This window comes from Microbacterium sp. CIAB417, from assembly GCF_022788845.1.
Window position 1 is genome coordinate 90,821 of sequence record NZ_JAHZUT010000006.1, and the last position, 19,328, is coordinate 110,148.

The 19,328-nt window shown below is 71.0% G+C and carries 17 protein-coding genes; 8 read left to right on the top strand and 9 right to left on the bottom strand.

Features of this window, described 5'->3' with window-relative positions; genetic code table 11:
- The first annotated feature begins 18 nt into the window (after nt 1-18).
- From KYX17_RS24040 to tsaE, 8 genes are all read left to right on the top strand, one after another.
- Nucleotides 19-2,085, top strand: coding sequence for a beta-galactosidase (locus KYX17_RS24040; protein ID WP_243230291.1), 2,067 nt, complete (start codon nt 19-21; stop codon nt 2,083-2,085).
- Nucleotides 2,082-4,403: an alpha-xylosidase gene (gene yicI / locus KYX17_RS24045; RefSeq protein ID WP_243230302.1), complete on the top strand. Its 2,322-nt coding sequence runs from the start codon at nt 2,082-2,084 to the stop codon at nt 4,401-4,403. Before KYX17_RS24040 ends, yicI begins: the two co-directional genes overlap by 4 nt.
- Complete coding sequence (locus KYX17_RS24050) at nt 4,403-6,889, top strand: glycoside hydrolase family 3 C-terminal domain-containing protein (protein WP_243230312.1); 2,487 nt, start codon at nt 4,403-4,405, stop codon at nt 6,887-6,889. Before yicI ends, KYX17_RS24050 begins: the two co-directional genes overlap by 1 nt.
- A 113-nt stretch (nt 6,890-7,002) precedes the next feature.
- Nucleotides 7,003-7,956, top strand: a complete 954-nt coding sequence (coaA, locus tag KYX17_RS24055) for a type I pantothenate kinase (RefSeq protein ID WP_243230319.1) — start codon at nt 7,003-7,005, stop codon at nt 7,954-7,956.
- Between the two features lie 162 nt (nt 7,957-8,118).
- Nucleotides 8,119-9,966, top strand: a complete 1,848-nt coding sequence (glmS, locus tag KYX17_RS24060) for a glutamine--fructose-6-phosphate transaminase (isomerizing) (protein ID WP_243230335.1) — start codon at nt 8,119-8,121, stop codon at nt 9,964-9,966.
- A 70-nt stretch (nt 9,967-10,036) separates the two neighbouring features.
- Complete coding sequence (locus KYX17_RS24065) at nt 10,037-10,396, top strand: holo-ACP synthase (protein WP_243230344.1); 360 nt, start codon at nt 10,037-10,039, stop codon at nt 10,394-10,396.
- Complete coding sequence (alr, locus tag KYX17_RS24070) at nt 10,393-11,499, top strand: alanine racemase (protein WP_243230355.1); 1,107 nt, start codon at nt 10,393-10,395, stop codon at nt 11,497-11,499. The genes KYX17_RS24065 and alr overlap by 4 nt, the downstream gene beginning before the upstream one ends.
- Entirely contained in the window at nt 11,496-11,981 is a 486-nt protein-coding gene (gene tsaE, locus KYX17_RS24075) for a tRNA (adenosine(37)-N6)-threonylcarbamoyltransferase complex ATPase subunit type 1 TsaE (RefSeq protein WP_243230364.1), read from the top strand. The genes alr and tsaE overlap by 4 nt, the downstream gene beginning before the upstream one ends.
- Here tsaE and csrA read toward each other — a convergent pair.
- Genes csrA through KYX17_RS24120 form a run of 9 tightly spaced genes read right to left on the bottom strand, consistent with a single transcriptional unit; the run spans nt 11,959 to nt 19,312 of the window.
- Nucleotides 11,959-12,210, bottom strand: coding sequence for a carbon storage regulator CsrA (gene csrA / locus KYX17_RS24080; protein WP_243230366.1), 252 nt, complete (start codon nt 12,208-12,210; stop codon nt 11,959-11,961). The genes tsaE and csrA overlap by 23 nt on opposite strands.
- Before the next feature lie 9 nt (nt 12,211-12,219).
- Nucleotides 12,220-14,292 carry a flagellar biosynthesis protein FlhA gene (locus KYX17_RS24085; protein WP_243230371.1) on the bottom strand — a complete coding sequence of 691 codons (2,073 nt, stop codon included), beginning with the start codon at nt 14,290-14,292 and terminating at the stop codon, nt 12,220-12,222.
- Nucleotides 14,289-15,380, bottom strand: coding sequence for a flagellar biosynthesis protein FlhB (locus tag KYX17_RS24090; RefSeq protein ID WP_243230373.1), 1,092 nt, complete (start codon nt 15,378-15,380; stop codon nt 14,289-14,291). Before KYX17_RS24090 ends, KYX17_RS24085 begins: the two co-directional genes overlap by 4 nt.
- Nucleotides 15,377-16,138: a flagellar biosynthetic protein FliR gene (locus KYX17_RS24095; protein ID WP_243230375.1), complete on the bottom strand. Its 762-nt coding sequence runs from the start codon at nt 16,136-16,138 to the stop codon at nt 15,377-15,379. The genes KYX17_RS24090 and KYX17_RS24095 overlap by 4 nt, the downstream gene beginning before the upstream one ends.
- Nucleotide 16,139: 1 nt before the next feature.
- The gene (gene fliQ, locus KYX17_RS24100; RefSeq protein WP_243230376.1) at nt 16,140-16,415 is read right to left on the bottom strand and encodes a flagellar biosynthesis protein FliQ; all 276 of its coding nucleotides are present in this window, start codon (nt 16,413-16,415) and stop codon (nt 16,140-16,142) included.
- Nucleotides 16,412-17,287, bottom strand: coding sequence for a flagellar type III secretion system pore protein FliP (fliP, locus tag KYX17_RS24105; protein WP_243230385.1), 876 nt, complete (start codon nt 17,285-17,287; stop codon nt 16,412-16,414). Before fliP ends, fliQ begins: the two co-directional genes overlap by 4 nt.
- Nucleotides 17,284-17,736, bottom strand: a complete 453-nt coding sequence (gene fliO / locus KYX17_RS24110; RefSeq protein ID WP_308220947.1) for a flagellar biosynthetic protein FliO — start codon at nt 17,734-17,736, stop codon at nt 17,284-17,286. Before fliO ends, fliP begins: the two co-directional genes overlap by 4 nt.
- Nucleotides 17,733-18,395, bottom strand: coding sequence for a flagellar motor switch protein FliN (gene fliN, locus KYX17_RS24115; protein WP_243230398.1), 663 nt, complete (start codon nt 18,393-18,395; stop codon nt 17,733-17,735). Before fliN ends, fliO begins: the two co-directional genes overlap by 4 nt.
- Nucleotides 18,392-19,312, bottom strand: coding sequence for a flagellar motor switch protein FliM (locus KYX17_RS24120; RefSeq protein WP_243230400.1), 921 nt, complete (start codon nt 19,310-19,312; stop codon nt 18,392-18,394). The genes fliN and KYX17_RS24120 overlap by 4 nt, the downstream gene beginning before the upstream one ends.
- Between the last annotated feature and the right edge of the window lie 16 nt (nt 19,313-19,328).

Sequence of the window (19,328 nt, forward strand, 5' to 3'; positions counted from 1 at the left end):
ATCCAGAACCGGAAACCCATGTCAACGACGACTTCGGCACGCCGTGCCTTCGACACGCTGATCGCCGAGCGCGGACTCGGCTTCGGCGGCGACTACAACCCCGAGCAGTGGCCGGCGGAGGTGTGGCGCGAGGACGTGGCACTGATGCGGGAAGCCGGCGTGAACCTCGTCACCGTCGGCGTGTTCAGCTGGGCCGTGATCGAGCCCGTCCCCGGCGCCCGCGAGTGGGCGTGGCTGGACGAGGTGCTCGACCTGCTGCACGCCGGAGGCATCGCGGTCGACCTCGCGACGCCGGTCGCCTCTCCGCCGCCGTGGCTCGGCATCCGGCACCCCGAGACCCTGCCGGTGGACCGGGACGGTGTGCGTCTGATAGCCGGCTCCCGCAACCAGTTCTCCCCGGCGTCCCGGGTGTACCGGGAGCACGCCGCGGCCCTCACGCGCGACCTCGCCGAGCGGTACGCGCAGCATCCGGCGGTGCGGATGTGGCACGTCGGAAACGAGTACGGCCAGATCGATCACGGCGACGAGGCGGCGCGCGAGTTCCGCCGCTGGCTGCGCGATCGCTACGGCACGATCGCGGCGCTCAACGAGGCCTGGGGGACCGCATTCTGGTCGCAGCGCTATGCGGAATTCGAGGAGATCCTTCCTCCGCGCCGCATGCCGTACCTGGTGAACCCGACGCAGTCCCTGGACTTCCGTCGGTACAGCTCCGACCAGCTGGAGGACTGTTATCGGGAGCTGCGCGATGTCATCCGCGCGGCCGGCGCGACCCAGCCGATCACGACCAACTTCATGGGCTTCCACGCGCTCACCGACTACTGGTCGTGGGCGGGCGAGGTCGATGTGGTCTCGGACGACCAGTACCCGGACCCGGCTTCCGCCGACTCCCCGGCATCCATAGCGCTCGTGCAGGACCTCATGCGATCCCTCGGCGGCGGGCGGAGCTGGGTGCTCATGGAGCAGGCCATCAGCGCCACGTCGTGGCGCGAGCACAACCTCCCGAAATCCCCGCTGCGCGCACGTCGCGATTCGCTGCAGGCCGTGGCGCGCGGCGCAGATGCCGTCTGCTACTTCCAGTGGCGTCAGGCCAGGGCGGGCGCCGAGCGCTTCCACTCGGCCATGCTCCCGCACGCCGGCGCCGATTCCGACGTGTTCCGCGGAGTCGTGCAGCAGGGGGAGGATCTGCGCCGTCTGGCGCCCGTCGCGGGTGCAGGCATCCAGGCCGAGGTCGCGATCCTGTTCGACTGGCCGTCCTGGTGGGCGGGCGAGGAGCCGGCCCGGCCGACCGAGCGACTGAGCACGTTGACCGAGCTCGGACGCTGGTACCGAGAGCTGTGGCGTCGCGGCGTCGCGGCGGACCTCGTGTCCCCGGCATCCGACCTCTCGCGCTACCGCGTCGTCCTCGTGCCGCACTCCTACATCGTCCGGCCGAGTACCGCGACGGCACTGCGCGATGCGGTCGGCTCGGGGGCGCAGATCGTCGTCGGGGCGTTCAGCGGCGTCGCGGACGAGAACGCGCACGTGCTCACCGGGCGCTCGCCCGTGCTGCTGCGCGAGCTTCTCGGCGTGAGCGGGGAGGAGTGGGGCGCGGTCCCGGATTCCGGCAGCGCACTGGTCTTCGACGAGAGCTGGGCGGCCGGTCGAGACGTCGAGGCCCCCGGCGCGAGCATCCTCGCGGAACGCCTGCGAGTGGACGGGGCCGACGTCCTCGCCCGGCACGCCGACGGCGACCTCGCCGGGGTCCCCGTTCTCACACGGCACGGCGTCGGCGACGGAACCGCCTGGTACCTCGGCGCGATCGTGGACGACGGCAGCCTGTCGGCCCTGATCGGAGACGTGCTCGGCACCGCCGGGATCAACTCGGCGCTCGGGGGCCGGGCGGAGATGCTTCCGGACGGCCTGGAGGCCGTCCGGCGCGGGGACGTCCTGTTCCTGCTGAACCACTCCGATCGTCACATCGACATCGACATCGACATCGCGGAGGGCGGGACGCGCGTCGACCTGCTCACCGGAGAGAAGACCGACCGCACCGTGGGCATCGCGCCCGGCGACGTGCGGGCACTGACAGAAAGGCGCACCTGGTGAAGTTCACCGACGGCTATTGGCTGACCCGACCGGGGCTGACTCCCCTCTACGCGACGCAGGTCGACGACATCCGCATCGATCCGGATGCCGGGACCCTCACGGTCTTCGCGCCGACGACCGTGATCCGCCACCGTGGAGACACCCTCAACCGTCCGATGCTGACCGTGACGTTCTCGTCCCCGGCATCCGGGGTCGTGAAGGTGCGCGTCCAGCGGCATGCCGGGCGCGTCCACCGGGGCCCGGACTTCGAGACGTTCCCCGAGGCAGGGTTCGTGCCGGCGGTCTCGGTCGACGACGCCCAGGGCGTGCTGGAGACCGGCGATCTGCGCGTGGTCGTCTCGCGCACCGGCGACTGGGAGGTGCGCTTCGAGCAGGGCGGGCGCGTGCTCACCCGGTCGCTGCCGCGCTCCATCGGTCACTTCACGGCCGACGGCTCGTTCCGTCCGGACAGCGGGCCGGCGGCCCAGGCCGGAGACACCTGGATGCATCAGCAGCTGTCCATCGAGCCGGGCGAGCGCGTGTACGGGTTCGGCGAGCGCTTCGGCGCCTTCGCGAAGAACGGGCAGGTCATCGATTCCTGGAACGCGGATGGCGGCACTTCCAGCGAGCAGTCCTACAAGTCGGTGCCGTTCTATCTGACCAGCCGCGGCTACGGCGTCCTCGTGGACACCCCCGACCGGGCCTCGTTCGAGGTCGGCAGCGAGGTCAACTCCCGCGTGCAGTTCTCGGTGCCGGGGGAGACCCTGGACTACTACCTGTTCGCGGGTCCGACTCCCAAGGACGTGCTCGAGCGGTATACGGCCTTCACGGGCCGGCCCGCGCGGGTCCCCGCCTGGTCGTTCGGCCTGTGGCTGACGACCTCGTTCACCGCCGAGTACGACGAGGCGACGGTCAACGGGTTCATCGACGGCTTCGCCGAGCGCGACCTGCCGCTGAGCGTGTTCCACTTCGACTGCTTCTGGATGCGCGAGTTCCAGTGGACCGACTTCGAGTGGGACCCGCGGATGTTCCCGGATCCGGAGGGGCAACTGGCCCGGCTGCACGAGCGCGGCCTGAAGGTCTCCGCGTGGATCAACCCCTACATCGCGCAGCGTTCGAAGCTGTTCGCCGAGGCGGCCGAGAAGGGATATCTGCTCAAGCGGACCGACGGCGGCGTCTGGCAGTGGGACCTCTGGCAGGCGGGGATGGGGATCGTCGACTTCACGAATCCCGAGGCGGCGGACTGGTACGTCGGTCACATCGAACGGCTCATGGATCAGGGCGTCGACACGTTCAAGACCGACTTCGGCGAGCGGATCCCCGCCGAGGGCGTCGAGTGGTTCGACGGATCCGATCCCGCCCGCATGCACAACCACTACCCGCGGCTGTACAACGAGGTCGTCTTCCGCGCGCTCGAGCGTCGGCGCGGCACCGGGCAGGCCGTGCTGTTCGCGCGCTCGGCGACCGCGGGCACGCAGCAGTTCCCGGTGCACTGGGGCGGGGACAGCGACTCCAGCTTCCTGTCGATGGCCGAGTCGCTGCGCGGCGGGCTGTCGCTCGCGATGAGCGGGTTCGGGTACTGGAGCCACGACATCGGCGGCTTCGAGGGGACGCCGGACGCCGGGCTGTTCAAGCGGTGGCTGGCGTTCGGGCTGCTCTCCTCGCATTCGCGGCTGCACGGCTCGAGCTCGTTCCGCGTCCCGTGGCAGTTCGATGAGGAGGCCGTGGAGGTCACCCGTCTGTTCACGAAGCTGAAGATGCGGCTCATGCCGTATCTCGCCGGGGCAGCCGCGCAGGCGGCGTCGTCGGGCATCCCGATGATGCGCCCGATGGTGCTGGAGTTCCCGGACGATCGGAGCGGCTTCGACGCCGACACGCAGTACATGCTGGGCGACGCGCTGCTGGTCGCGCCCGTCTTCGACGCGGCGGGCGACGTCGAGTACTACCTGCCCGCTGGGGCATGGACATCCCTCATCGACGGATCGGTCGTCGACGGACGGCGCTGGGTGCGCGAGACGCACGATCACCTCTCGGTACCGCTGCGCGTGCGCCCGGGGACCGTACTGCCGTGGGGCGCGGTCGACGATCGCCCGGACTACGACTGGGCCGACGGCGTCACGCTGCGCTGCTTCGAGCTGCCGGACGGTCATGACGCCGTGACGACCGTGCCAGGGCACGACGGTGCTCCGGCGACGACGTTCCGGGTCCGTCGGTCCGGGAACCGCATCACGGCGAGCAGCACGGATGCCACGGCATCCTGGTCTCTGTCGGCGGGCGGTGCATCGGCGACCGCTCAGGGAGCAGGCGAACTGGAGATCACGATCGGGGAGGAGAGCTGATGCTGTTCCGCGATGTCACCGCGTCCGTCGCCGACCGGGCGGCCGACCTGCTCGCGCGGCTCACCCCCGAGGAGCGTCTCGCGATGCTCCACCAGGCGGCGCCCGCGATCGAACGGCTCGGCGTCCCGGAGTACCGCACGGGCTGCGAGGCGCTGCACGGGGCCGCCTGGCTCGGCACCGCCACCGTCTTCCCGCAGCCGGTCGGACTGGCCGCCACCTGGGACACCGACCTCGTCGAGCGCGTCGGAGAGGTCGCGGCGACCGAGGTGCGCGCCAAGCGCGCCGAGAACCCGCTCGTGAGCCTGAACGTGTGGGCGCCGGTCGTGAACACGCTGCGCCACCCCGGGTGGGGCCGCAACGAGGAGGGCTACTCGGAGGACCCGCACCTCACCGGGCACTTCGGGGCGGCGTACTCGCGCGGACTGCGCGGATCGCACGAGCGGGTGTGGCGGACCGTCCCGGCGCTCAAGCACTTCCTCGCGTACAGCAATGAGACGGACCGCTCGGCGACGTCGTCGAACATGTCGCTGCGCACCCTGCACGAGGAGGAGCTGCCGGCGTTCCGCGAGCCGATCGAATCCGGAGCGGCCGGCAGCATGATGCTGGCCTACAACCAGGTCAACGGCACCCCCGCGCACACGCAGCCCGAGCTGGTCGCCGAGGCGCGCAGCTGGGCTCCCGGATCGCTTGCGGTCGTGTCGGATGCCGGGGCGCCCACGTTCGTCGTCTCGGTGCAGGGAGCGCAGCCCGACATGACGCACGCGGCCGCCGCGCTCGTGAGAAGCGGCATGGACTCGTTCACGGACAACGACGCGGATGCGCGGCCGACCTTGACCAATCTGGGGGCGGCGCTCGAGGCCGGGCTGCTGGACCGGTCCGACTTGGACCGCGCGGCGCTGCGCCTGCTCGAGATGCGCGTGCGCTCCGGCGAGTTCGACGGCGATGACGATCCGTATGCCGGAATCGGCATGGACGCGATCGACACGCCCGGTGCCCGGGAGCTTGCTCGCGAGGCGGCCGCGGCGGGCGTCGTCGTGCTGCGCGACGACGCCGGCGTGCTCCCGCTGGCCGCGCCGAGATCGATCGCCGTCATCGGCCCGCTCGCCGACCTCGTGCTCACCGACTGGTACTCCGGGACGCCGCCGTACGCGGTCGGCGTCGCCGCCGGTCTCGCGGAGCGGTATCCGGACGCCGAGGTGACGATCGAGACCGGCGCCGACACCGTGGCCCTGCGGGCGACGGGCGGCGGCGGATTCCTGACCTCGGACGCCACCGGCGCGCACGTGGCCGCGGTGGGCGCATCCGCGTCGGAGGAGGCTCTGTGGGACGTCACGGACTGGGGCGACGGGATCCTCACCCTGCGCTCGCACGCGTCGGGGCGCCTGCTCACCGGCGGTGCCTGGCCCGTGCGCGCGGATGCTGAGCGGGTCGGTGGCTGGGTCGTGCAGGAGAGCTTCCGCAGGCACGTGCACGCCGACGGCACGTGGTCGCTGCTGCACCTCGGGTCCGGTCGCTGGCTGCGCGTCTCGCGCGAGGTCGGGATCGTCCTCGCCGAGGGCGTGACGTTCGACGCCGCCGAACGCTTCGCCGTGCGGACGGTGCGATCCGGGGCGCAGGCGGTGGCGGATGCCGCAGCATCCTCGGACCTCGCCGTGGTGGTGGTCGGCAACGACCCGCACCTCGCCGGACGCGAGACCGAGGACCGCCCGCACCTGTACCTTCCCGAGGCGTCGACGGGCATCTGGCGCACGGCGCAGGAGACCGGGACGCCGACCGTGCTCACGATCGTGTCGAGCTATCCGTACATCCTGGGCGACGCGGATTCCGCCCCGACCGTGGTGTGGTCGAGCCATGCCGGGCAGGAGCTCGGGCACGGCATCGCGGACGTGCTCAGCGGCGACGTCTCCCCGACAGGGCGGCTCGCACAGTCCTGGCCCGCCGACCCGGCTCAGGCGGGCGACCTGTTCGACTACGACACGCAGCGGCAGCGGGCCACCTACCGGCACCAGCCGGAGCCCTACGCGTTCGCGTTCGGTCACGGGCTGACGTACGCCGACGTCGCGTACCTGGAGGTGTCGCTCGATGCGGCCTCGGTGCCGGCACCGGCGCCGACGCATCGGCATCCGGCGTTCGGGCGCCCCGGCGAGGTCACCGCGACCGTCCGGATCGCGAACCGCGGCGAACGGGCGGCCGAGGAGCTCGTCCAGGTCTACGGGCTGGCGCCCGAGGGGCTGCCCGTGCCGCCGGCGCGGAGACTGCTGCTCGGATACCGTCGCGTGCGGATCGAGCCGGGGGAGACCCGCGAGGTCGAGATCTCCTTCGAGGTCGCACGCCTCGCGGTGTGGGACGAATCGCTGCGTCTCGAGGGCGCGGTCGACGACTGGCTGCATCGCGGCGCGCTGCGGGTGCAGCCGGGTGAGTACCGCATCGCCGCCGGTCCGTCGGCCGATGCCCTGTCGGCGGAGGCCGTCCTCGCCATCCGATGACCCGCCCAGGGGTTCTGCGACACTTCTCCGCGTATGCGACAGGAACGAACTGGCGCGGATGCCGAAAGGTGGCGCGGAACCCTCGAGCGTGCTCGGGCACGGGCGCGGATAGCATGGATGCCGTGACCACCGTCGAGCCCACGCGTCCGCTGTCCCCGTACCGGGAGATCGATCGGGCGGAGTGGGCGAGACTCGCCGCCGATCTCGACCAGCCGCTGAGCGAGACCGAGGTCGTCGAGATCCGCGGGATCGGGGACCGCCTCGATCTCACCGAGGTGCGCGAGGTGTACCTGCCGCTCAGCCGGCTGCTCAGCCTGTACGCGACATCGACCAAGCGCCTCGGCGCCGCGACCAGCGCCTTCCTGCAGGAGGAGGACACCACCACGCCGTTCGTCGTCGGCGTCGCGGGATCCGTCGCCGTGGGCAAGTCGACCATCGCGCGCCTGCTGCGCGAGCTGATGAGCCGCTGGCCCGGCACGCCGCGGGTCGAGCTCGTGACCACCGACGGGTTCCTCTATCCGAACGCCGAGCTGGAGCGCCGCGGGCTCATGGAGCGCAAGGGCTTCCCGGAGTCGTACGACCGGCGCGCCCTGATCTCCTTCCTGACCGAGGTGAAGTCCGGAGCAGCCGAGGTTCGTGCCCCGTTCTACTCCCACATGCGGTACGACATCGTGCCCGACGCGCACGTCGTGGTGCGGCGTCCCGACGTCGTGATCGTCGAGGGTCTGAACGTGCTGCAGCCCCCTCCGGCACCCAACGACGTCGCCGTGAGCGACCTGTTCGACTTCTCGATCTTCGTGGACGCCGACACCGACCACATCGCGAGCTGGTACGTCGATCGCTTCCTGGCGCTGCGCCAGGGGGCGTTCAGCAACCCGTCCTCGTACTTCAACGTGTTCGCGCACCTCACCGACGAGGAAGCGGTCCAGACTGCGATGGGGTACTGGAACGACATCAACATGCCGAACCTGGTCGAGAACGTCATGCCGACCAAGCACCGCGCGACCCTCGTGCTGAGCAAGGGCGCCGACCACGCCGTGGAGAGCGTGCTGCTCCGCAAGGTTTGATAGGCGACGGGTCAATGCGCGCAGCGCGTTGAGGCGTCGCCTATCAAGGTTGAGCGAGCGCCAGCGAGCCGAAACCTGTGTCCTGTGTCGAGGTCGAGCTTCACACACCGGGGCTCATATTGTTCGGAACCCTCGCAAAAATCCCCGCTTACCCTTGTCCTCATGTGTGGAATCGTCGGATACGTGGGCCCGCGCCCCAGCCAGGACATCCTTCTCGCCGGTCTTGCCCGTCTCGAGTACCGCGGCTACGACTCCGCGGGGATCGCCGTCATCGATGAGGACGGCGCGCTCGGCATGCGCAAGAAGGCCGGCAAGCTCGGCATCCTGCGCGATTCGCTGTCGGACAGCCCGCTCGCCGACGGCACCACAGGGATCGGGCACACGCGCTGGGCCACCCACGGCGGCCCCACGGATGTCAACGCGCACCCGCACCTCGCCGACGACGACCGCCTGGCGGTCATCCACAACGGGATCATCGAGAACTTCGCGGCTCTGCGCGACGAGCTCGCCGCCGAGGGCGTGAGCTTCCGCAGCGAGACCGACACCGAGGTCGCCGCTGCCCTCCTCGGTCGGGAGTACGCGAGCAACGGCGGCGACCTGCAGCTCGCGTTCCGCAACGTCGTCAACCGCCTCGAGGGCGCGTTCACGCTGCTCGCGATGCACCAGGATCAGCCGGGGCTCGTGGTGGGCGCGCGGCGCAACTCGCCGCTCGTGATCGGGCTCGGCGAAGGGGAGAACTTCCTCGGATCCGACGTCGCGGCCTTCGTCGAGCACACCCGCAAGGCGCTGGCGATCGGTCAGGACCAGATCGTCGCGATCACGCCGGACGCCGTCACCGTCACGGACTTCGCCGGCACCCCGGTGGAGGCCGAGCCCTTCGAGGTCTCCTGGGATGCCGCGGCCGCCGAGAAGGGCGGCTGGCCGAGCTTCATGGCGAAGGAGGTCGCCGAGCAGCCCGAGGCCGTGGCGAACACGATCCGCGGACGCATCCAGGACGGGGCGGTCGTCATCCCCGAGCTGGACGGCCTGGACGACCTGTTCACCGGCATCAACCGCGTCATCATCACCGCGTGCGGCACGGCGTCCTACGCCGCCCTCGTCGGCAAGTACGCCATCGAGCAGTGGGCGCGCGTCGCGGTCGACGTCGAGCTCGCGCACGAGTTCCGCTATCGCGACCCCGTGATCGGCGCCGAGACGCTCGTCGTCTCGATCAGCCAGTCGGGCGAGACCATGGACACGCTGATGGCCGTCAAGTACGCGCGCGAGCGCGGCGCGAAGACGCTGTCGATCTGCAACACCCAGGGGGCGACGATCCCGCGCGAGTCCGATGCGGTCGTCTACACGCACGCCGGTCCCGAGGTCGCGGTCGCCTCGACGAAGGCGTTCTCGGCGCAGATCACGGCTCTGCTGCTGCTCGGGCTACACATGGGACGCGTGCGCGGCGCGATCGCGGACGCCACCGCCGACGTCGCCGAGCTGCAGGCGCTGCCGGAGAAGGTCGCCAAGGTCCTCGAGGAGGAGCAGGAGCACGTCGCCCAGCTCGCGAGCTGGATGGCGGACACCCGCTCGGTGCTGTTCCTGGGACGCCACGTGGGCTATCCGATCGCGCTCGAGGGCGCCCTCAAGCTCAAGGAGATCTCGTACATCCACGCCGAGGGCTTCGCGGCCGGCGAGCTCAAGCACGGACCGATCGCGCTGATCGAGCCCGGTCAGCCGGTGTTCGTGCTCGTGCCGTCGCCGCGTCACTCGGCGCTGGTGCACGCCAAGGTGGTCTCGAACATCCAGGAGATCCGCGCGCGCGGCGCCCGCGTGATCGTCGTGGCCGAGGAGGGCGATGCAGCGGTGCTGCCCTTCGCCGACGAGGTCATCCGCATCCCGCTGGCCGGCGCGCTGTTCGAGCCGCTGCTCGCGGTCGTGCCGCTGCAGATCTTCGCGATGGCGCTGGCCACGGCGAAGGGCCTGGACGTCGACCAGCCGCGCAACCTGGCCAAGTCCGTCACCGTGGAGTGACCCGGCCCGGCCCCCGGAGTGACGGGGACCGCGGGGCGTGGGCCGACGGCGTCCCGGGTAGGCTGAACCGGTGATCATCGGGACCGGCATCGACATCGTCGACATCGCGCGATTCGAGCGCACGGTCACGCGGACTCCGCGGCTCATGGAGCGCCTGTTCGCCCCGGCGGAGCGGACGCTGCGCCTGCCGTCCCTGGCGGCGCGCTACGCCGCGAAGGAGGCGCTGATCAAGGCCCTCGGCGGCTCGGACGGTGTGCACTGGATCGACATCGAGATCGCCTCCGAGGCATCCGGCCGTCCGCGCTTCGACCTCAGCGGCACCACCGCCGAGGTCGTCGCCGACCGTGGCATCCTCACCCTCCACCTGTCCCTGAGCCACGACGCCGGTCTCGCCGCCGCGTTCGTCGTGGCGGAAGGAGTGCCGTTGTGACCGTTCCGTTCCGAGAGGCGAGGATCGACCTCGACGCGATCGCCGACAACGTGCGCCACGTGCGGGCGCTCACCGGGGTCGAGGTCATCGCGGTGGTCAAGGCGGATGCCTACGGGCACGGCGCTGCGACGGCAGCCGTGGCGGCGCTGTCGGGAGGCGCGACGCGGCTGGGCGTGGCCGAGATCGCCGAGGCCCTCGACCTCCGGCGGCAGGGTGTCCACGCCCCGATCCTGGCCTGGCTGCACAAGCCGGGGGAGAGCTTCGTCGAGGCGGCGGCGGCCGGCATCGAGGTCGGGATCTCGTCCTTCGACCAGTTGGAGGCGGCGGCGACCGCGGCATCCGTCGACCGGCCCGTCGGCATCCATCTCAAGCTCGAGACCGGGCTGAGCCGCAACGGCATCGCCCCGGGCGACTGGTCGCGCGTCTTCGCGGAGGCCGCCCGGCTGGAGCGCATCGGCCGAGTCCGCATCGTCGGCCTCTTCAGCCACCTCTCCAACACCTCCCCGCAGGACGACAGGACCGCTCTGGGCCGCTTCGAGCAGGGCGTGACGGCGGCCGCGTCCTTCGGCATCCATCCCGAGATCCGGCACATCGCGGCCACGGCTGCCGCGATCGACCTCCCCGAGACGCGCCTGGACGCGGTCCGCATCGGCATCGGGCTGTACGGACTGTCTCCGTTCGACGACCGTTCCTCTGGCGAGCTGGGACTGCGGCCGGCGATGACCCTGCGTGCCTCGGTCGCCGCGGTGCGTCGGGTTCCGGCCGGCACCGGCGTCTCGTACGGATACGCGCACCGCACGGACCACGACACCACCCTCGCCCTCGTGCCGCTCGGCTACGCGGACGGCGTGCCGCGGCAGGCGTCCGGCCGCGGTCCGGTGACGATCGGCGGCCGGCGCTTCACCGTCGCCGGCCGCATCGCGATGGATCAGTTCGTCGTCGACGTCGGCGACGCGCACGTGGCCGTCGGCGACGAGGTGGTGCTGTTCGGCGACCCCACGCTCGGCGTCCCGTCGGCGACCGAGTGGGCGAACGCGGCGGGGACGATCAACTACGAGATCGTCACACGAATCGGTCCGCGCGTGCCGAGGCGCGGCGCATGAGCGTGGATCCGGCCTTCCTCGGCCGCCGAGAGATCGCCACGGCGGACGACATGGAGCACCTGGGGCTGCGTATCGGGGAGCAGCTGAAGCCCGGCGACCTGCTGGTCCTGACGGGCCCGCTCGGCGCGGGCAAGACGACCTTCACGCGCGGTCTCGCCGAGGGGCTCGGCGTCCGCGGGCCGGTGCAGAGCCCAACCTTCGTGATCGCCCGCACCCACCCGTCGCTGGTCGGGCGGGCGCCGCTCGTGCACGTGGACGCCTACCGGCTCGGCTCCGCCGCCGAGCTCGACGACCTCGACATCGACTTCGCGCGCTCCGTGGTCGTGATCGAGTGGGGCAGGGACATGGCGGATGCCGTGGCGGATGCATGGTGGGACATCGAGCTCTCCCGCCCCGTCGGCGGGGCCGACGGCGTCGCGGATGACGAGCTGGACGCCGACGCGCCGCGCATCGTCGAGATCAGCCGCGTCGAGCGCGCCTGATCGCCTCGGCGAGTGCGGCTTCGACGGCCGCTCCTCCCGCTCCGGCGTCGGCGGCGGAGGACGCGTTCTCGACGCCGACGGCGTCCACGATCTCGGCGCGCTGGATGCGGGTCTCCCTCGGAGCCTGGATGCCGATGCGCACGCTGTCGCCCTTCACGTCGAGGATCGTGACTTCGATCTCGTCGCCGATGAGCACGCTCTCGCCGATCCGCCTCGTCAACACCAGCATCAGATCAGCCTAGTGCGCGTCGGCGGCGTCGGTGCCGGCGACCGGCGCGGCCGCGAGCACGGACTGGTCGCGCACGACGCCGATCGTCTCGATGCGCAGCGCGGCCGAGGTCGCCTCGGTGTACGACAGGACGGGGAGGCCGTCGGTCTGGGCGGATACAAGCCGCCGCACCGCCGAGCGCAGGTTCGGCGCGCAGACGAGGACCGGTTCGACGCCGTCCGCGGCGCCCGCGACGGCCTGCTTGACCGATTCGATCACGGCCTCGAGGCGCTGCGGCTCGAGGATGATCTGCGGGCCGTCCTCGCTCGCGCGCAGGCTCTCCAGCATCGACTGCTCCAGCAGCGGATTGATCATGATGACGCGCAGCACGCCCTCATCGGCGAAGCGGGTGGCGACGGCCGGACCGAGAGCCGCCCGCGCGGCCTCGATCAGACCGTCCGCATCCGTGGAGACCTTGGCCCGCAGCGCCAGGGCCTCGTAGATCCGGCTCAGGTCGTTGATCGGGATGCGCTCGGCCAGCAGCCCCTGCAGGACGCGCTGGATCTCGGCGAGCGACAGCAGCGCCGGGGTGAGCTCCTCCACGGCGGCGGGGGAGGCCTGCTTGAGCGAGTCGGTGAGCTGACGGACATCCTCCCTGCTGAGCAGCCGGGCCGCTCCCGACTGGATGACGCTCGACAGATGCGTGATGATGACGCTCGCCCTGTCGATGACCGTGGCACCGGCGAACTCCGCGCTGTGGCGCATCTCCGCGGGGATCCACTTGCCCTCCAGGCCGAAGACCGGATCGACCCCGGTCGGCCCCGGCAGGGCGTCCAGTCCCTGGCCGAGCGCCAGCACGGACCCCGCGGGGGCTGTGCCCCGTCCGGCCTCGACGCCGGCGATCCGGATCGCGTACGTGGACATCGGGAGTTCGAGGCTGTCTCGCGTGCGCACGGGCGGCACGACCAGACCCAGATCCAGCGCGATGCGCCCGCGCAGGGTGCGCACGCGTGCGAGCAGGTCGTCCGTTCCGCCGGTCACGAGATCGACCATGTCGGGGGCGAGGAGGACCTCCAGCGGGTGCACCCGCATCCGCTCGATCAGATCCTCCGGATTCTCCGGCGCGGGGCCCGTCGGCTGCTCCTGCGTCTTCTGCGCGGCGGAGCGCGCCTCGGCCGCCTTGATCCGCTGCGACGCGAAGATCAGCAGGGCGCCGATCACGAGGAACGGCAGCATCGGCATCCCGGGGATCAGCGCCATGACGATCGCGGCGAAGCCGGCGATGCTCAGCGCTGTGCGGCTCTGCGCGAGCTGCCGCGAGGCGGCCAGGCCCATCTCCGTCTCGGCGTTCGACCGGGTCACGATCATGCCCGTCGACACGGCCATCAGCAGGGCGGGGATCTGGGTGACCAGCCCGTCGCCGATCGTGAGCAGGCTGTACGTGCTCGCCGCCTCCTCGATCGACATGCCGTGCTGGACGATCCCGATCGCGATGCCGCCGACCAGATTGATGATGATGATGACGATGCCGGCGATCGCGTCGCCCTTGACGAACTTGGACGCGCCGTCCATGGCGCCGTAGAAGTCCGCCTCGGCCGCGACCTCCGCTCGGCGCTCGCGCGCCTGCACGTCGGTGATGAGTCCCGCGTTGAGATCGGCGTCGATCGCCATCTGCTTGCCGGGCATGGCGTCGAGCGTGAACCGCGCGCCGACCTCGGCGACGCGCTCGGCGCCCTTCGTCACGACGACGAACTGGATGACGACGAGGATCAGGAAGACCACCGCGCCGATGATGATCGATCCGCCCACCGCGATGTGCGCGAAAGCCTCGATCACCTGCCCGGCGTAGGCCTCGCCGAGCACGAGTCTCGTCGAGGCGACGTTGAGTCCGAGCCGGAACAGCGTCGCCACCAGCAGCAGGGACGGGAACACCGAGAAGTCCAGCGGCTTCTTCACGAACATGGTCGTCAGCAGGATCACGAGCGCGAACAGGATGTTGACGATGATCAGAACGTCCAGGAGCGCCGGCGGTACCGGCACCACGAGCAGCAGCAGGATGCCGACCACGCCGATCGGAACGGCCAGTTTGCTCAGCATTCTCATGAGGGCCTCCTCGGGGGAAGGGAGTGGATGCCGCGGGCGGCGCCGCGTCGTCGCAGGGCGTCGACGAAGATCAGCACGCGCGCGACGGCGGTGTACAGGTCCTCCGGGATCTCGTGTCCCAGGTCGCACGCAGCGTGCACGGCTCTGGTGAGCGCGATGTCGCGCACCATCGGCACGCCGGCCTCGGTCGCCTTCTCCCTGATGCGCTCGGCGATCACGCCGCTGCCTTTGGCGACGACGCGCGGCGCGGAACGACCCGGCTCGTAGCGCAGGGCGACGGCCACGTGAGTGGGGTTCACGAGCACGACGTCGCTGTCGGCGACGGCGGCGATCATGCGGTTGCGGCTCATCGCGAGCTGGCGCGAGCGGCGCTGCTGACGGATCAGCGGGTCGCCTTCGGTGTTCTTGTTCTCGTCCTTGACCTCGCGCTTGGTCATCCGGGTGTGCTTGCGGTTGCGGCGCATCACGACCGTGACGTCGATCACCGCGAGGGCGAGACCGACGATGACGGCCGTCTGGATCAGTGCGGTCGTGCTGTCCGACGCCGTGCCGAGCAGCCAGGTGAGCGAATGCGAGCCGCTTGCGGACAGGACCGGGACGAGGCCCGCCACGACGATCCACAGGGCGATCGCGATCGCGGCGGTCTTCAGCAGCGCCTTGGCGCCTTCCCAGAGCGCCTGCAGCCCGAACACCCGCCGCAGGCCGTTGACCAGGTTGAACTGCTCGTACCGGCCGGCGGGCTTGCGCAGGTGCACGCCTCCCTGGATCACGGCGCCCAGGAGGGTGACGACCGTCACGACCGCGAGCAGCGCGCCGATCGTCGGCAGGACGGACGCCAGACCGAGCCGCAGCACCTCGAGGGCGCCGGACGGCGACGGCGACGCCGACACCGCCGTGATCGTGATCATCTGCTCGATGCCGGCCCCCGTGCCCAGGGCGATCGCGGTCGGCATCGCGACGGCCGCGGCGCCGATCGCGATCCAGGCGGTGAGGTCCTGACTCCGGGCGAGCCGCCCCTTCCTGCGCGCCTCGCGCAGGTGGCGGTCGGTGGCCTGCTCGGTGCGCTCGCCGCTGTCGGCGGTGCTCATCCGCTCACCCCGCGCATCATCCGGAAGGCGAGCGAGGAGAGCGCGTCGACGACCCCGGGCAGCGTGGCGTAGACGAATCCGGCGAGCAGCAGCGTCAGCAGGATCTTCACCGGGAAGCCCATCGCGAAGGCGTTCAGCGCCGGGGCGACGCGCGTGATGAGTCCGAGACCCGCATCGGCGAGGAACAGGACGAGCACGAGCGGACCGGCGATCTGCACTGCGGCGAGCATCATCTGCGAGACGCCCTCGACGAGCGCCTGCGCGGGCGCCGTGATCTCGAGGATCCCGTTCACCGGCACGGCCTCGAAGCTGCGGGCGAGGCCGGCGATGATGAGCTGGTAGCCGCCCGAGGCGAACAGCAGCGCCAGGACGGTCATGTGGAACAGCCGGGTGAACTGGGCGCCGTTGACGAGCGACTGCGGGTCGAACGCCTGCGCCAGCTGGAAGCCGCCGAAGACGTCGATCAGGCCGCCGGCCGCCTGGACGGCCGAGAAGCAGAGCAGGACGAGGAATCCCAGCAGGGCGCCGGTGAGGACCTGGATCGCCAGCGCGCCGAGGAACGGCCCGGTCTCCAGCGGCTGGTAGCCCGGAGCGACCGCGGCACCCATGGTCAGAGACAGGGCGACGGCGAGCATCGCCTTGACGCGCATCGGGATCGCGCCGTAGGAGAACGGCGGGGCGATCACGAGGAACGCCGCGATGCGGACGCCGGCGAGCGCGGTCGCCTCGAGCCAGACGAAGTCCACGGGGACGTGCACGTCATCCTCCGCTCAGCAGCATCGGGATGCGGTCGAACATCTCGTTCGTGAAGGCGATGATCTCGGCGATCATCCAGTTGCCGGCGATCAGCAGGGCGATGCCGACGGCGATGAACTTCGGCACGAACGAGAGCGTCACCTCCTGCACCTGCGTGATCGACTGCAGCAGCGAGATCGCGAAGCCGACGACGAGGGCGGTCACGAGCATGGGCGCCGCGAGCTTTGCCGCGATGAGCAGACCCTGCGCGCCGATGTCGAGGACGGCCTCCGGACTCATCCGACACCTCCGTAGCTCTCCAGCAGCGACGTGATGATCAGCCCCCATCCGTCCACGAGGACGAAGAGCAGGATCTTGAACGGCAGCGAGATCATCACCGGCGGGAGCATCATCATGCCCATCGACATCAGCGCCGCAGCGACGACGATGTCGATCACGAGGAACGGGACGAAGATGACGAAGCCGATGATGAAGGCCGCGCGCAGCTCGGAGATCATGAAGGCGGGGATCAGCATGTACATCGGGACGCTCGCCGGATCCGCCGGGTTGTCCTGCCCCGCCGCGCGCGCCATGAGGGCGAGGTCCTCCTCGCGCGTGTAAGCGAGCATCCACTCGTGCAGGGGCCCCTGACCGATGTCGACCGCCTGGGCGAAGGTCAGCGAGCCGTCCATGTAGGGCTGCACGGCGACCGCGTTGATGTCGGTCAGCACGGGCCACATGAGAAACAGCGACAGGAACAGCGAGAGTCCGGCCAGGACCTGGTTGGGCGGGATCGTGGGGAGAGAGAGAGCGTTCCGCGTCATGGCGAGCACGACGAAGATCTTCGTGAACGAGGACATCATCAGCAGCAGTGCCGGGGCGACCGACAGGACGGTGATGCCGAGCAGGGTGAGGATGGACGCGGAGGGAGAGCCATCGACGCCGTCGATGTCGATCGTGACGCCCGTCCCGTCGGTGCCGTCCTCGGAGCCGTCCGGGTCCTCGGGGGCTGCCGGGGCGGTCGGTGCGGTGGGAGCATCCGGCTCGATCGGATCCGCGTGCGCCGGCGCCTGGACCAGGACCACCAGGGCCGCCGTGAGCAGCAGAATCGCTCCGATCAGGAGGATGCCGCGCAGCAGGCGCGGCGGGGAGGCCGCGGCCGGACGGCTCATCGGACGCGCCGGAGCGCCTCGGCCGTCTGCCGCCACGTGCTGGGAGACAGGATCGAGCCGTGCAGCGGATCGTTGCGGTGACGTACGCGGAGGCGCTGAGCGGGCGCCGCGTCCTCGGCATCCGCTTCGGCGACCGCCGAGGCGAGCAGCCGGTCGAAGTCCTCGGCCGTCGGTGCGGGCTCCGGCGCGGCGGGTTCGTCCGGGAGACGGTCGATCAGGGTCACGCCGTGCTCCGTGACGCCGAGGACGTAGCGCGCATCCTCCGTCCGCACGACGACGACCTGCGCCTTCGCCCCGAGCCCCTGGCGTCCCAGCACGGTGATGGCCGGGGACTCCTTCGTGCGCGCGGTGGTGCGGGAGAGCCGGCGGTGCAGGAACCAGAGCAGGCCGAGCACCGCCGCGAGCGAGACCGCGACGCGCAGCAGGAGGAGGATGTCGTCCAGGATCAGGCCTCGGCGTTCTCGAGGATCCGCGTGATCCGCACGGCGTAGTCCTGGTCGACGACGACGATCTCCCCGTGCGCGATGATCCGGCCGTTGAGCTTCACGTCCGCCGGCGCGCCGGCCGAGCGGTCCAGCTCGACGATGCGGCCGGGCTCCAGATCCAGCACGTCGCGGACCGCCATGCGGGTGCGTCCGACCTCCACGGTCAGATCCATCTCCACGCCGGCGATGCGGTGCAGGAGCCGCGACGGCTGTCCTGCCGAGGCTGCGGGAGCCCGCGTGATCCGCACCGCGAGTCGGCCGATCGGGCGACCGGACTCGTCCTGCAGGTCGAAGACCTGCCCCAGCGGATCGGCGAAGACGGAGGAGGCGTCCTGCACGGTCGCCTCGCCGAGCGTCCCCGCACCGAGTGCCCCGGCGGCGGCCTCCAGCGCCGAGCGCAGGCGGTCGGGCAGCGCAGCGTCCGCGAGACCGTCGACGAGGGTCTCCGGGTCGAGGATCCGGACGGCGAGGCGTCCTGACGACTCCCCGACGTACGACACGACCACGGCGTCGCCGTTGTCCCCGGACGGCTGTGCGGCGCGTGTGATCGTTACCCCGGCCGTGGGCAGGGCGGCGGCGAACGCGGCGGCGACGGCGGACTCGTGGGCGGGTGTCAGGGTCACGGGCGCTCCTCAGCGGGGATGTCGGGGGTGATGGCGGTCACGACGCAGGCCAGGCGCGCGCCGCTGGTGCCGACGGCGGCGGTCGCGACCGTCTGGCGGTCGACCACGAGGTCGAGCGGACGGTCGGCGGAGTGCGGCAGGGCGATGATGTCGCCGACGGCCAGCGCGAGCACGTCCGCGGGCCGGACGGTGTGCGGGGTCAGGCGCAGGGCGACGTCGACCGGAGCCGACTCGACCTGGCGTCTCATGAGGTCCGAGATGGCGGCGGGCGTCGCGCCCGAGTCGCGCGTCGAGAAGCCGTCGATGACGACATCGGCCGGGAGCATGACGCTCGCGGGGATCGTGCGCCCGCCCAGCCGCATCGACAGCCGGGCCACGATGACCGGTTCGGCGTCGGCAGCGACCTGCGCGAACTGCGAGCTCTGCTGGATGCCGATGACGTCGAGCCCCGGCGGCAGCAGGTCTCCCAGAGCTCCGCCCAGCTGCGCAATGGCCTCGAGCATGAGCGCCCGCACGAGCGCCTGGTCGATCGCCGTCAGAGTCCGGTCCTCGATCGGCGCGATCGGCCGCCCGCCGACCATCTGCACGATCCATCCGCTGGCGACCGAGAGCGGGAACTGTATCACCACGCGGCGATCGGAGTCGGCGAAGCCGCAGATCACCATGGTCGTCGTGGCGGGCAGGGACGCCGCGTACTCCGCGTAGGTCTCGGTCGCCACCTGCTCGACCGCGACGTGCGCGCGTCCGCGGATGCGCGCGGACAGCTCAGGAGCCCACTGCCGGGCGAAGGTCTCGAACGCCACTTCGAGAGCGCGCGCGTGTTCGCGGGACAGCGAGGCGGAGCGGCCGAAGTCGTACACCGCGACCTCGCCGACGGCGTGCTCGGCGCTCGGCCGCGCGCTGTCCTGGATCACCACGACCTCGACTATCGGG